At 61.4% G+C, this 12474-nt stretch carries 12 protein-coding genes; 8 read left to right on the forward strand and 4 right to left on the reverse strand.

What is annotated here, in order from left to right; all coding sequences use genetic code 11:
• Positions 1-106 precede the first annotated feature (106 nt).
• Positions 107-1717: a GMC family oxidoreductase N-terminal domain-containing protein gene (locus L630_RS0114150; RefSeq protein WP_024848903.1), complete on the reverse strand. Its 1611-nt coding sequence runs from the start codon at positions 1715-1717 to the stop codon at positions 107-109.
• Positions 1718-1913: 196 nt separating this feature from the next.
• On the opposite strand from L630_RS0114150, the gene L630_RS0114155 reads away from it, so the two are divergent.
• The gene (locus L630_RS0114155) at positions 1914-3068 is read left to right on the forward strand and encodes an HPP family protein (RefSeq protein WP_024848904.1); all 1155 of its coding nucleotides are present in this window, start codon (positions 1914-1916) and stop codon (positions 3066-3068) included.
• Positions 3069-3073: 5 nt separating this feature from the next.
• Here L630_RS0114155 and L630_RS23175 read toward each other — a convergent pair whose 3' ends face one another.
• The 3 genes from L630_RS23175 to L630_RS0114170 form a co-directional block, all read right to left on the reverse strand.
• A complete protein-coding gene (locus tag L630_RS23175) occupies positions 3074-3247 on the reverse strand; it encodes a hypothetical protein (protein WP_186441283.1) in 174 nt (57 codons plus the stop codon).
• A 55-nt stretch (positions 3248-3302) separates the two neighbouring features.
• A complete protein-coding gene (locus tag L630_RS22890; RefSeq protein ID WP_156941765.1) occupies positions 3303-3455 on the reverse strand; it encodes a hypothetical protein in 153 nt (50 codons plus the stop codon).
• A gap of 119 nt (positions 3456-3574) precedes the next feature.
• Positions 3575-4060 carry a fasciclin domain-containing protein gene (locus L630_RS0114170; RefSeq protein WP_024848905.1) on the reverse strand — a complete coding sequence of 162 codons (486 nt, stop codon included), beginning with the start codon at positions 4058-4060 and terminating at the stop codon, positions 3575-3577.
• Between the two features lie 155 nt (positions 4061-4215).
• Here L630_RS0114170 and L630_RS0114175 point away from each other — a divergent pair, with 155 nt between their 5' ends.
• From L630_RS0114175 to repC, 7 genes are all read left to right on the forward strand, one after another.
• On the forward strand, positions 4216-4794 hold the full coding sequence (locus L630_RS0114175) for an XRE family transcriptional regulator (protein WP_024848906.1): 579 nt from the start codon (positions 4216-4218) through the stop codon (positions 4792-4794).
• 97 nt (positions 4795-4891) lie between these two features.
• On the forward strand, positions 4892-5404 hold the full coding sequence (locus tag L630_RS0114180; RefSeq protein WP_024848907.1) for a pyridoxamine 5'-phosphate oxidase family protein: 513 nt from the start codon (positions 4892-4894) through the stop codon (positions 5402-5404).
• A gap of 180 nt (positions 5405-5584) precedes the next feature.
• Complete coding sequence (locus tag L630_RS0114185) at positions 5585-7051, forward strand: histidine kinase dimerization/phosphoacceptor domain -containing protein (protein ID WP_144708682.1); 1467 nt, start codon at positions 5585-5587, stop codon at positions 7049-7051.
• Positions 7052-7322: 271 nt separating this feature from the next.
• Complete coding sequence (htpG, locus tag L630_RS0114190) at positions 7323-9212, forward strand: molecular chaperone HtpG (RefSeq protein WP_024848909.1); 1890 nt, start codon at positions 7323-7325, stop codon at positions 9210-9212.
• A 260-nt stretch (positions 9213-9472) separates the two neighbouring features.
• Positions 9473-10669, forward strand: a complete 1197-nt coding sequence (repA, locus tag L630_RS0114195) for a plasmid partitioning protein RepA (protein WP_024848910.1) — start codon at positions 9473-9475, stop codon at positions 10667-10669.
• A gap of 2 nt (positions 10670-10671) precedes the next feature.
• Entirely contained in the window at positions 10672-11685 is a 1014-nt protein-coding gene (gene repB / locus L630_RS0114200; RefSeq protein WP_024848911.1) for a plasmid partitioning protein RepB, read from the forward strand.
• Positions 11686-11851: 166 nt separating this feature from the next.
• Positions 11852-12474, forward strand: a 623-nt coding sequence (gene repC / locus L630_RS0114205) for a plasmid replication protein RepC (protein WP_024848912.1), incomplete at its 3' end; no start/stop codon positions are given.

Below are 12474 nucleotides of genomic sequence, written 5' to 3' on the forward strand. Positions count from 1 at the left end.
TTATAACAATCTTGATTTGCCCTGCCAATGCAAGGCAGAATTTCCAGAAGTTTGCTGCCACCTTCCACAATTCACGTTTGTGGCTCTGGCAATCGAATGCCGTCGGTTATGCAGCACGATAGTCTTCCCGGATCATGTCGGCCGCCTTTTCGGCTATCATTACCACGGGTGATGCGGTGTTGCCCGAAGTTATCTTCGGCATGATCGAGGCATCGACGATGCGCAACCCGCCAAGTCCGCGCAGCCTGAGGCGCGGATCCACGACCGCCTCGTTATCTACGCCCATCCGGCAGGTGCCGACCGGGTGGAAGATGGTGGTTGCGATGTTGCCGATTACCTGCAGCAGTTCGTCATCCCTGTCGACGGACAGTCCCGGCAGCACTTCTTCGGGATTGAAACGCGCGAGCGCCTTCGCCGTCATGATGCGCCGCGCCTGTCGGACCGATGCAAGCGCTACGTCCTTGTCGCGCTGGGCAGACAGGTAGTTCAGTTTGATTAGCGGCTGTTCGGCCGGCGCCGCAGTCTGCGCATGAACGCTGCCACGGCTTTCTGGCCGCAGGTTGCACACCGACACGGTGATCGCAGGATAGCGATGCAGCGGATCGCCGAGCCGGTCCGTCGAGAGCGGCTGAACGTGATATTCGAGATCGGGCGTTTCGAGCGCCGGATCGGACTTGGTGAACATGCCGAACTGGCTAGGGGCCATCGACATCGGGCCGGCGCGCATCAACGCATAGTGCAAGCCGATGCGTGCCTTCCCAAGTGGGCTGTTGAACAGCGTGTTGAGGGTCAGCGTGCCGTTGACCTTGTACACGGTGCGGATCTGCAGATGGTCCTGCAGGTTTTCGCCGACCTCCGGGCTTTCGTGGACAACCTCGACGCCGATTGACTGGATGACGTCCGGGCGGCCAATGCCCGACAGCTCCAGCAGCTTCGGCGAGTTGATCGCGCCTGCACAGAGGATGACTTCTGCATTCGCCCTCGCCTCATTGATCGTATCGCCGACGCGAAAGCGCACGCCAAATACACGCCGGCCGTCGAGCAGCAGTCGCTCGGTCAGTGCATTGGTGATGAGCCGCAGGTTCGGACGCTTCAACGCCGGACGGAGGAAGCCCTTGGCAGTGTTCCAGCGGATGCCCTTGTTCTGGTTGACCTCGAAGAAGCCGGAGCCTTCGTTGTTGCCGTCGTTGAAATCGGAGCGCGGCATGATGCCGAACTCCTTCGCACCTTCCTGCACGGCTTCCAGAATGTCCCAGCGCAGGCGCTGCTTGGTCACCTTCCACTCACCACCTGTGCCGTGGAATTGGTTCTTGCCGGCATGGTGGTCTTCGGAGCGGATGAAATAGGGAAGAACGTCATCCCAGCCCCAGCCGACATTTCCCATCTGGCGCCAGCCGTCATAGTCCGCCGCCTGACCGCGCATGTAGATCATGCCGTTGACGGAGGAGCAGCCGCCGAGGACCTTGCCGCGCGGATAGACCAGCGACCGGCCGTTGAGGCCGGGCTCAGACGCCGTCTTCATCAGCCAGTCAGTGCGCGGGTTCCCGATGCAGTAGAGATAGCCAACCGGGATATGAACCCAGTGGTAGTTGTCGGATCCTCCGGCCTCGAGCAGGAGAACCCGGGTGCGCCCGTCGGCCGTCAGCCGGTTCGCGAGCACGCATCCTGCCGTGCCCGCGCCAACGATGATGAAGTCGTAGCTCTCCTCCGCCGACATGCCTTCCTCCCAAGCTTGTCAGCTCAAAGGCTGACCGGTTCCGCACCATTGTCAACCGGGGAGGAATAGCTTTCCGGCCTCGCCAGCCAATTGAGCAGTGAGACACTTCCAATTCCGCTCGTCGCTGGTAGAAGACGTCAAACCGCCACAAGATTTATATTTCTGCTGCGCGCTTGCGCAGGAACGCCGGTACCGAATGCGTCGCTTCCCGAGCCTTTCCGCCCGACAGTATCTGAAGGCCCTTGGGCCGGGTGCAGCCGTGCCGTTGCGCGAAGGTGTTCGTGCAGGGATTGGCGCGCTGATCGGCATTGCGGCGACCGTGGGGCTCGCGATGCTGCTCTCCGGCGACATGTGGCTCGGCGTCTACCTGGTCGCGCCGTTTGGCTCGAGTTCGGTGCTCCTGTTTGCTGCGCCGAACAGCCCGCTGGCCCAGCCCTGGCCGGCGATCCTCGGTAATACCGTCTCGGCGCTGACGGCGATTGCCGTTTGTCATCTGGTACCGGAGCACGCTTTGAGCGTGCCGCTGGCGGTTGCTGCCGCGATCGTGACGATGGCGATCTGCCGCGCGACTCATCCGCCCGGCGGTGCCGTGGCAATGATGGTAGCAATCGGCGCTGAGAAGATCCTGCCGCTCGGCTTCGGCTATGCATTCGTGCCCGTCGCACTAGGCACGCTCGTTCTCGTTTGCATTGCGGCGATCTATGCGCCGCTGACCGGCCGCCGCTATCCGCTTCGCCAGTTCAACGAGGCAAACAAGGTCGGCACACATGATCCAGCACCACAAGCGCGGCTGGGTCTCAGTGAAGAGGAGCTTGCCGAAATTCTCGCCCGCTACCGGCAGTCGTTGAATCTCGGCGTCGAGGATCTTGCGCGGCTGGTTGCGGCCGCCGAGATGAAGGCCGCAAGCCACCGGATCAAGCCGCAGCGCGCGGCCGACATCATGTCGCGTGACCTCGTGACGGTGAGCCCGGATACCTCGCTGCAAAAGATCGCCGAAATCTTCATGGAACGCGGGTTCACATCCCTGCCGGTGGTAGAGAACGGGCACTACCGCGGCGTGATCTTCCAGCTCGACCTGATCGAGGGAGCGATGGGCAGGAAGGTGCAGACCAATGGCAAGTCGGGGTTCTTGCCGGCCTGGGCGCAGCGCAAGCGCGCCGTGTGTGCCGCAGAAATAATGAAGACGCCGCGCCCGGTGCATGCCGACGCGCCGGTTGCAGCCCTGCTACCGCTGCTTGCTGGTGATCGCGACGATGCGGTTCCGGTACTAGATGGCGAGCAGATCGTCGGTATCGTCACGCAGACTGACCTGATCTCAGCGCTCGCGCGCCAGGGTCTGCAGGCGGCCTGACGGGTCTAGCCCTCGGCCTTCATGGTGCGTGCTACCTCAATTAGCTTCTCGCGATCCGTACCGTATTTCGCGACGAGATCTTTCGCCTGCAGCGGCGATAAATCTGAGTTCTCGACGAGATAGCGAACCAGTTCTTCGTTCGCGGTGTGCGGATGCATCCACTCGTTGTTGTCGTTCATGGCGTGCTCCTTTGACCGACAACCCCTAAGGGGGATGGCAGCTCCCCTTCGTTGGCTAGTTGGGAATATTGACCGGCACAGCAACGATCGTCTTGCCGGTGTCGTCGGACATGCCGACGTGGAAGATGCCGACAATGCTCGCTGCAATGAGGGCGATGACGGCGAGCGTGCCAATGCCTTTGCCAAGGCGTGAGTTTTCTTTCTCCATGGCCGGGTAACCTTCTCGTCCGCAGGTTGTTCCAAGCCCTTCGTTAGCTGGTCGCAGAAGGAAGGAGGCAGCCGCGGCCCCCTCCCCTCTTCTCGCCTCTCCTCCCCTCCCCTACTGGATCAGCCTTCCGGCGGGAGGATGACCGTGTCGATGACGTGGATGACGCCGTTGCTGGCGGCGATGTCCGTCGCCGTCACATTGGCATCGTTCACCTTGACGCTGTTGCCTTCGACCTCAATGTCGACCGACTTGCCGTTGACGGTCTTGGCTTCGTCGAGGCCGACGACGTCAGATGCCATCACTTTGCCTGAAACGACGTGATAGGTGAGGATCGCTGCCAACTTGTCCTTGTTCTCGGGCTTCAGCAGATCCTCGACAGTTCCGGCAGGGAGCTTGGCAAAAGCAGCGTCGGTCGGCGCGAAAACGGTGAAAGGCCCCTCCTCTTTCAGGGTTTCCACGAGGCCTGCGGCATCCAGCGCCGCGGCGAGCGTCTTGAAGTCGCCAGCTGCGACAGCGGTGTCGACGATGTCCTTGTCCTGCGCTTGGGCAGGAAGGACGTAGGCCAGGCCGATAAGGGCGGCGGCGATTGGGGACTTCATGTTCATGTCAGTGCTCCTTTGCTGATGGGGCGCTCCCGAGGTCTTTCATCTGGAGCAAAAAGATTTTCGCTCAATTCACGTTGTCGTGACATTCGAGAGGTTTCTCTTGAGAAGAAAAGACGCTTTCCTACATTGTCGCTGAGCGAAAGGAGATTTGTTGCGTGCTTTCCGAGACCCTGACATCAGAGCTTGAACGCTACCGGATCGGCCCCCGCATCCGCACGCTTAGACTCAAGAAGAAGATGGGGCTCGTGCAGCTCGGCGAGCACACCGGAATGTCGCCGGCGATGTTGTCGAAGATCGAGCGCGGTCAGCTTTTTCCAACGCTACCGACACTGACGCGCATCGCGCTGGTTTTCGGCGTCGAGCTCAATCACTTCTTCAGCCGCAGCGGCCCGCGCGTGGCAGTGACACGGCATTCCGAACGGCTGAAGCTGCCGATCCCTGCGAACGCGCCTGATCCCAGCTATCTGTTTGAGAGCCTCAACTTCCCCCTCACCGATCGCAAGATGGAAGCGTTCGTCGCTGAATTTCCGGTCGGTGCTCCTGAAACCGATCCGCACCAGCACGGTTCGGAAGAAATCCTCTATGTGATCGCTGGAACGATCGCGGTTACCGTAGATGGCGAGGAGCACGAGTTGGAGGCGGGCGACTCCATCTCGTTCGATTCCTCCATGCCCCATTGGTACCGTCGCATAGGCGATGGTCCATGCACCGCACTCGTCGTTACTGTAGCCTGAGCGGCATCCACTTCTTCATCTTATTCTCCCGGCCACGAACTGCGGAACAACTCCGCCGTCTCCCTGTTCGTGTTTGGGGGCGCGAAAGGACGACAAGATGACAAGTGAAGATACCGACCGCGTGTGGGAACTGATGCAAAAGATCGGCTTCTGCATGCTTTCAACACGCGAAGGCGAAGACATTCGCTCCCGCCCAATGGCGGCGCACGTTGATCGGGACGCCAACGCGATCTATTTCCTGACGGACGTGAAGAGCCACAAGGACGACGAGATTGAGGCTGAGCCGCACGTCGCGCTCGCCTTCGCCGATGCGGGTGATCAGAAATACGTCGCCGTCACCGGCATCGCGCATGTGTCCAACGACCGCGAGAAGATACGGGAACTTTGGTCAACTCCGGCCAAGGCTTGGTGGGACAGTCCGGAAGATCCTGACATCAGGGTGCTGAAGGTCTCACCGAAAGATGCCCAGTACTGGGACAGCCCCGGCACTGTCGTCAGCTACGTGAAATTGTTCGCCGCGGCAGTCGGAGCAGGGCGGCCCGACGTAGGCGACAATGCCAAGGTCAAGCTTGGCGCTGGCTGGCTCAGACAGCCGGGCGAGGGTTCCTGAGCGCTACGGTTCCTGTTCCTAAAGATGCAAGACTCTGCAGACATTTCACGCTAACCTCCCCTCACCCTAACCGGGTAGCATGAGGGGGAACGGTTGGCGCTGCTTATTGAGGAAAGGCAGAAAAGAAGCCTGGGCGGCCTGATCAGGGCCCCTATCGCAGCCATATGGCTCGCTGTCATCATGCTCGCAGGCATTTCGATCCTCGGCGCGCTGATGATCTGGCAGAGCTACAATGCCGCGATCGAACTAAGTGAAGCGCGCGCCAAGTCTTCGGCGCAGGTGGTTGCCGCTCACATGGAGTGGCTGATGGAGGCGAGCGATCAGGCGCTGCGCCGTATCGATGCCGTCAGTGGCCCGGATCCGATACGGGCCTCTCCCGGAACGATTGCCAATCTGCGCGACGCCGTCTCCGACCTTCCGGATGGATTCCAGTATTCCGTTTACGACGAGACCGGGCAGCTGCGAATGTCGAGCATGGCGGAAGCGATTGGCATCGACGTTTCCGATCGCGAGTACTTCCAGCACCTTCGCGACGGGGCCGCCTTTTTCATCTCAGCGCAGCTAGAGGAGCGGCTGAGCGGCGAGCAAGTTTTCGTCGTCGCCCGGCGCATCTCACGCGATGGCGAGTTTCACGGAGCGGCCAGCATTGCGATCCCCACGCGGACCATGGGTGAATATTGGGCAACGATGGACCTCGGCCCCGATTCCTCAATCGCGATCGTCCGTCCCGACGGCTGGATTGTCGCGCGCTACCCGCAGCTGCCGCAAGCAATCAATCTAGGCACCTCGCGCCTGTTCACGGAGCTTGTGGGAGGAGACGCCGGCTTCTATCACAGCACGTCCTCGGCAACGGATGGCATCCCGCGTGTTGTGGGTTTTCGAAAGGTGGCAAGCTGGCCGCTGATTGCCACGACCGGAATCGCGAAGTCTGAGGCTCTCCGCTTCTTCTGGTCGAGCCTGCGGATCGGGCTGGCCGTCGGTCTGCCCATGCTCGGCTTGCTTGTACTCGGCGTTGGCTGGATCATCCATCTGTTGCGCGCGGACGCAGCACGCAGCAAGCAGCTCGTCCAGGCGCTCGAGCACAATGAGTTCCTGCTGCGCGAGATTCATCACCGCGTGAAAAACAATCTTCAGGCCGTATCTTCACTCATCCGGCTGCAGCCGATGCCGAAGGATAGCAAGGACGATCTTGCGCGTCGTATCGGCGCCATGGTGGCGGTGCACGAGCAAATCTACGGGAACGACCAGTTCGACCGGCTCGACCTTGCGCCCTATCTTGAACGGCTGGTCAATGAGGTCGCTGCCGGATTTCCCGGCGCCGTTGATGTGGCGACCTCGTTTGAGCCGATTAGTATCTCGCGCGACCGCGCCTTGCCCGTGGGACTCTTCCTCAATGAGGTGGTTTCCAACGCGTTCAAGCATGCGTTCCGGGAGCGCGAGACAGGGCGGCTTGAGGTCAAACTGACCAGCGAAGGCGACGGCGCGAAGCTCACCGTCGTTGATGACGGTGACGGCTACGACACCAGTGGCGACCGGAAGGGCATGGGAAGGCGGCTCATTGACGGCTTCGTTGCGCAACTTGATGGTTCACTCGAGGTCGTTGCAGACGGCGGCACCAGGGTCGTCCTCACCTTCCCCACCGATTGAGTTCGGCCACGCGCCCTTCCCCAGCGAATGGAGCGCGTTTACAACGTTTTGTGGCACTTGAAACGGCGCTGGGGACCAATTAGCTCAAGCTCGCCGGGGGGCTATGCCATGCATTGGTTCCGGGCACTCTGGAGTAGTTGTACGTGTACAACTCCCCATCCTGACGGCGGGGCTGCTGCCTCCGGCAGCAAGCTCCACAGGTCGACTTGCGCGGGGTGGTGAGCGTGTTGGAGCGCGCCATTTCGCAGATGAAAACAGTTCAGGTGTTTGAATGACCACTGAAATCAAAGAGCCCGAAACGCTATCATTTGAAGCGGACGTCGCGCGTCTCCTGCACATGATGGTCCACTCCGTCTATTCGGATCGGGACGTCTTTCTGCGCGAGTTGATTTCCAACGCAGCCGATGCCTGCGAGAAGCTGCGCTACGAGGCGATAGCCCGGCCCGAATTGCTCGCTGACGATCCGAAGCTTGGCATCACGGTCGTTGCGAATCCGGACACGAAGGTGCTGGCCATCGAGGATAACGGCATCGGCATGAGCCGCGCTGACCTTGTAGAGGCACTCGGCACGATCGCACGTTCCGGCACCAAGGCGTTCATGGAGCGGATTGAAGCGGCAAAGGCCGGCGAGGGCGCCGAACTGATTGGCCAGTTCGGCGTCGGCTTCTATTCGGCATTCATGGTGGCGGAGAAAGTCGAGGTCTTTACCCGCCTCGCCGGCGCCCAGGAAGCCTGGCGCTGGACGTCGGACGGCAAGGGTTCCTATGAAGTGGCACAGGTTGCACTCGATGAGGCGCCTACCCGCGGCACACGTGTCGTCCTCCACCTCATGGAGGACGCCAAGGAATATACGCAGCCGTACCAGCTCGAGCGGCTGATCAAGAACCAGTCCGGCCACGTTCCCGTCCCGATTTCGCTGATCGACAAGCCGGACGACGAAAAACGCGAAGTGGCAGACGGCAGCGCCCTGTGGGTGCGTTCGAAAACCGAGGTAAAGCCGGAGGAATACACCGACTTCTATAAGAGCGTTTCCGGCAATTTCGACGAACCTGCCGCGACGATCCATTTCCGCGCCGAGGGCCGGCAGGAATACAATGTCCTCGCCTTTATCCCGAGCATGCGGCCGTTCGACCTGTTCGATCCCGACCGCAAGGGCCGCATGAAGTTGTACGTGCGCCGCGTCTTCATCACCGACGAGGCCGACATCCTGCCGCGCTACCTGCGCTTCGTGCGCGGTCTTGTGGACTCGGCAGATCTGCCGCTCAACTTGTCGCGCGAGATGATCCAGGAGAGCCCCCTGCTCGCTGCGATCCGCAAGGGCGTGACCAACCGCATCCTCGGCGACCTTGCCAAGATGGCCGAGAACGACGCGGATACCTTCACGAAGATCTGGGAAAACTTCGGCGCGGTCATCAAGGAAGGCCTCTATGAAGATTGGGATCGCAAGGAGCAGCTGCTGAAGCTCTCGCGCTTCCACACCACGACGTCAGGGGACGGCTGGCGCAGTCTTGCCGATTACGTCGGCGGGATGAAGGAAGGCCAGAAGGCCATCTACTATATGACCGGCGACGACCGCGCGCGGCTTGAATCTTCGCCGCAGCTTGAGGGCTTCAAGGCGCGTGGTATCGAGGTGCTGCTGCTGACAGATCCGGTCGACAGTTTTTGGGTCTCGACGGCGCCTTTCTTCGAGGGCAAGCCGTTCAAATCGGTGACGCAGGGCACGGCTGATCTCAAGGACATCCCGCTGCCCGACAGCGATGAAAAGCCGAAGGAAGAAATGACGCCGGAGATGGCAACCTTCATCGCCTTCATGAAGTCGACGCTGGGCGATGCCGTCATCGACGTCCGTGCCTCCGACCGCCTCACGGAAAGCGCAGTCTGTCTGGTGGCGCCGGAGCACGGACCGGACCGGCAGATCGAGCGGCTGCTGAGTGCTGCCGGTCGTCTGGAAACCGCCTCCAAGCCGATACTCGAGATCAACCCGCGCAACGAGCGCATCCGCAAGCTGGCGGCGCAGGGCGAAGGCGACCTCGCATTCCGTCAGGACGTGGCACACCTGCTCTTCGATGAAGCGCGCATACTCGACGGCGACAAGCCGGTCGATCCACGCGCGTTCTCGGAGAGGCTGGCGCGGGTGGTTGCACGCGGATTCGGCGCGTAACACGTCCCCAAGGGTTGATTGACCAAAGGCCGGGAGAGAAATTCCCGGCCTTCGCTTATTCGGAGTAGGGGAGGGGACGTTGTACGTGTACAACGAGCTCGTATTCGCGACCGTTTCCATGGATGAATCTCTGCCCTTAGCGCGAAATTGGCGTTAACTTTCCGTTAACGAAAAAGGGTTTGCCCCAGGGGCAGAATCACCGCATCTTCATCTGCGCATTTTCTAGAATTTTCGCAAAAAAAGCGCGGATCGAAGTTGGCATGTTGGATATGACAAATTTCGCGGAGGCAAGCCCGCCAAATCTGCGGAAGATGATCGCCTCGGACGCCGCTGAGTTGTCGCGGCAGCTGCAGGCGCACCAGCAGCGCATCTTCCCGCCGACCGCGCAGAAGAGCATGCGCCTGTTCACGCCAAGTGAGGCTGCAAGCTTCATCGGTATCCACGAAGGCTATCTGCGCCAGATCGTGGCGGACGGGCACGGGCCCCAGCCGCAGGCCAATGGCCGCCGTCTCTATTCGGTTGATGACATCAACGCTATCCGCCAGGTGCTCGACGCCGGCGGCATGCGTAAATATGTGCGTCACCGTATGCCGGGGGAAAAGCTGCAGGTCGTTTCGGTGATGAACTTCAAGGGCGGCAGCGCCAAGACGACGACATCGGCGCACCTTGCCCAGTACCTGGCGCTGCGCGGCTACCGCGTGCTGGCGATCGACCTCGATCCGCAGGCGAGCCTTTCGGCAATGTTCGGCCACCAACCTGAGCTCGACGTCGCGCCCGGCGACACCATCTACGGCGCGCTGCGCTATGGACCCCAGCGCCGCAGCATCACCGAGATCGTCCGCGCGACCTACACGCCCGGCCTGCACGTCATTCCCGGTAATCTCGAACTGCAGGAATTCGAGCACGAGACGGCAAAGGTTCTCGCCGACCGTGCACAGGAAACCATCTTCTTCAGCCGGCTTGGCGAGGCGCTGTCGGCCATCGAAAGCGCCTACGACATCGTCGTGATCGACTGTCCGCCGCAGCTCGGTTTCCTGACCCTGTCGGCGCTCTGCGCGGCAACCGCTGTGCTGATCACCGTGCATCCTCAGATGCTCGACGTGATGTCGATGTCGCAGTTCCTGCACATGACCTCCGACCTCCTGGCGGTGGTGGAGGATGCGGGCGGCGATACCGACTACGACTGGATGCGCTACCTGATCACGCGCTTCGAGCCAAACGACGGGCCGCAGACGCAGATGGCCGGCTTTATGCGCTCGATCTTCGGCAACCGCGTGCTCGAGAACGCCATGCTGAAGTCGACCGCAATTTCGGATGCGGGGCTGACCAAGCAGACGCTTTACGAAGTGGACCGCTCACAGTTCACGCGCGGCACCTATGACCGCGCCCTGGAGTCGCTGACGAAGGTCAACGAGGAGATCGAAGACCTGATCCGCAAGACCTGGAAACGGAAGTAGAGATGGCGCGCAAGCACCTTTTCGAGATCGCCAACACCGACCCGGCACCGGCCGAGGTGCAGCAGCCGCAGCCGCGCCAGCTGGAGCGGCCTTTGCTTGGGCTTAACCTTACGCCGTCGACGCCGGTCGGCGCGATCTCGCAGTCGCTTGAAGCAATCAATTCGCGTGCCACGCGGGCCGAGGAAATCGAACGAAAGCTGAGCCAGGGGCATGTCGTGGTCGAGCTCGATCCGGCGACGATCGACAGCGCCATCGTCGTCGATCGCCTTGGCGTCGATCCGGCGCAGCAGGACGCGCTGGTGCAGCAAATCCGTGAGAACGGCCAGCTGGTCCCGATCCTCGTGCGCCCGCACCCGACGGAGGCCGGCCGCTACCAGCTTGCTTATGGTCACCGTCGTCTCTCCGCGGTGCGAAAGCTGGGCCTGCAGGTCAAGGCAGTTGTACGCGAGCTCAGCGATGAGGAGCTCGTCGTCAGCCAGGGCCAGGAAAACAACAGCCGCCAGGACCTGAGCTACATCGAACGCTGCTATTTTGCGCTGCGACTGGAGGAGAGGGGCTTTTCGCGCGACGTGATCATGGCGGCGCTCGGCGTCGACAAGGCGGCGCTCTCGCGCATGATCGCCCTGGTCAAGCGGGTGCCGGCTGACATCATCGAGGCCATCGGCTCGGCTCCGTCGATCGGCCGGCAGCGTTGGGCCGAGCTTGCCGACATGCTTGAGGACCGCGCGAAGCGCGGCCGCGTCGGCAAGCTGATTTGCGACAGTGAATTTTCCTCGATGTCGAGCGACGAGCGCTTCAACGCCGTCCACAAGCTGCTCGCCACCGTGAAGGCGCGGGCGGTTCCGGCCAGCTGGACTGCGCCGGACGGCACGAAGCCGGTCTCGATATCGGAAAATGACAGGCGGCTTGTCCTCACATTCGACAAGCGCGTGAACCCGCAATTTGGAGCATTCATCCAGCAGCGCCTGCAGGCGCTCTACGATGAATTCCGTGAAACTGGTTTGAAGGAGCAGTAGCCGGCAAAAGAAAAGGCCCCCGAAACGTCACCGCCGCGGAAGCCTTCTCAGATCGTGTAGCAACACTGAGAATCGCAAATCCACGAATCGCTGTCAAGAGTCCTGGTGGCTCGGTGCGTCGTTTTGGCGAGCAGGTTTCTTTTGCCTCAACGCAGGTGAGGGAAAGATGCAGACGCATTTGGCAACGACGCCGTTCGGCCGGCGGTCGCTGTCGCTCGGCATGTTGGCAGCGCAGATGGCGGCAAAGGACGTCGCCAGCACTGCCAGCGTGCAAAAGTGGCAGGTTTTCAGGGATATCAAGGAAGCGCGCAATGCGATCGGCGCCACAGACAGGGGGCTCGCGATCTTGGACGCGCTGCTGTCGTTTCACCCCGACGCGGAGCTTTCGGGGACAGGTCAACTGGTCGTGTGGCCGTCGAATGAGCAGCTCATTGCGCGTGCCAACGGCATGTCGCCGGCAACGCTGCGCCGGCATCTCGCCAACCTTGTCGAGTGCGGCCTGATCATCCGCCGCGACAGTCCCAACGGCAAGCGCTTTGCCCGAAAAGGGGAGGGGGGCTCAATCGAGCAGGCCTACGGCTTTGACCTNTCGCCGCTGGTTGCCCGGGCTGCGGAGTTCAAGACGCTGGCAGAGCAGACGCGCGCCGAGCGTCGCGCTGTCCGGCTCGCACGCGAAAAGATCACCATTATCCGCCGCGACATCGTCAAGATGATCGAGACCGGTATTGAGGAAGGCGTGCCTGGCAACTGGGGCAGGATCCAGCTTGCCTACCAGGAGATCATCTCGCG

The organism is Aminobacter sp. J41, from assembly GCF_000526635.1.
Taxonomy (GTDB): Bacteria; Pseudomonadota; Alphaproteobacteria; order Rhizobiales; family Rhizobiaceae; genus Aerobium.

What these genes read in the sequence shown, in the direction of transcription:
- L630_RS0114150 (WP_024848903.1), bottom strand. Translation starts at nt 1,717, where the DNA reads ATGTCGGCGGAGGAGAGCTACGACTTCATCATCGTTGGCGCGGGCACG.
- L630_RS0114155 (WP_024848904.1), top strand. Translation starts at nt 1,914, where the DNA reads ATGCGTCGCTTCCCGAGCCTTTCCGCCCGACAGTATCTGAAGGCCCTT.
- L630_RS23175 (WP_186441283.1), bottom strand. Translation starts at nt 3,247, where the DNA reads ATGAACGACAACAACGAGTGGATGCATCCGCACACCGCGAACGAAGAA.
- L630_RS22890 (WP_156941765.1), bottom strand. Translation starts at nt 3,455, where the DNA reads ATGGAGAAAGAAAACTCACGCCTTGGCAAAGGCATTGGCACGCTCGCC.
- L630_RS0114170 (WP_024848905.1), bottom strand. Translation starts at nt 4,060, where the DNA reads ATGAACATGAAGTCCCCAATCGCCGCCGCCCTTATCGGCCTGGCCTAC.
- L630_RS0114180 (WP_024848907.1), top strand. Translation starts at nt 4,892, where the DNA reads ATGACAAGTGAAGATACCGACCGCGTGTGGGAACTGATGCAAAAGATC.
- L630_RS0114185 (WP_144708682.1), top strand. Translation starts at nt 5,585, where the DNA reads ATGCTCGCAGGCATTTCGATCCTCGGCGCGCTGATGATCTGGCAGAGC.
- htpG (WP_024848909.1), top strand. Translation starts at nt 7,323, where the DNA reads ATGACCACTGAAATCAAAGAGCCCGAAACGCTATCATTTGAAGCGGAC.
- repA (WP_024848910.1), top strand. Translation starts at nt 9,473, where the DNA reads ATGTTGGATATGACAAATTTCGCGGAGGCAAGCCCGCCAAATCTGCGG.
- repB (WP_024848911.1), top strand. Translation starts at nt 10,672, where the DNA reads ATGGCGCGCAAGCACCTTTTCGAGATCGCCAACACCGACCCGGCACCG.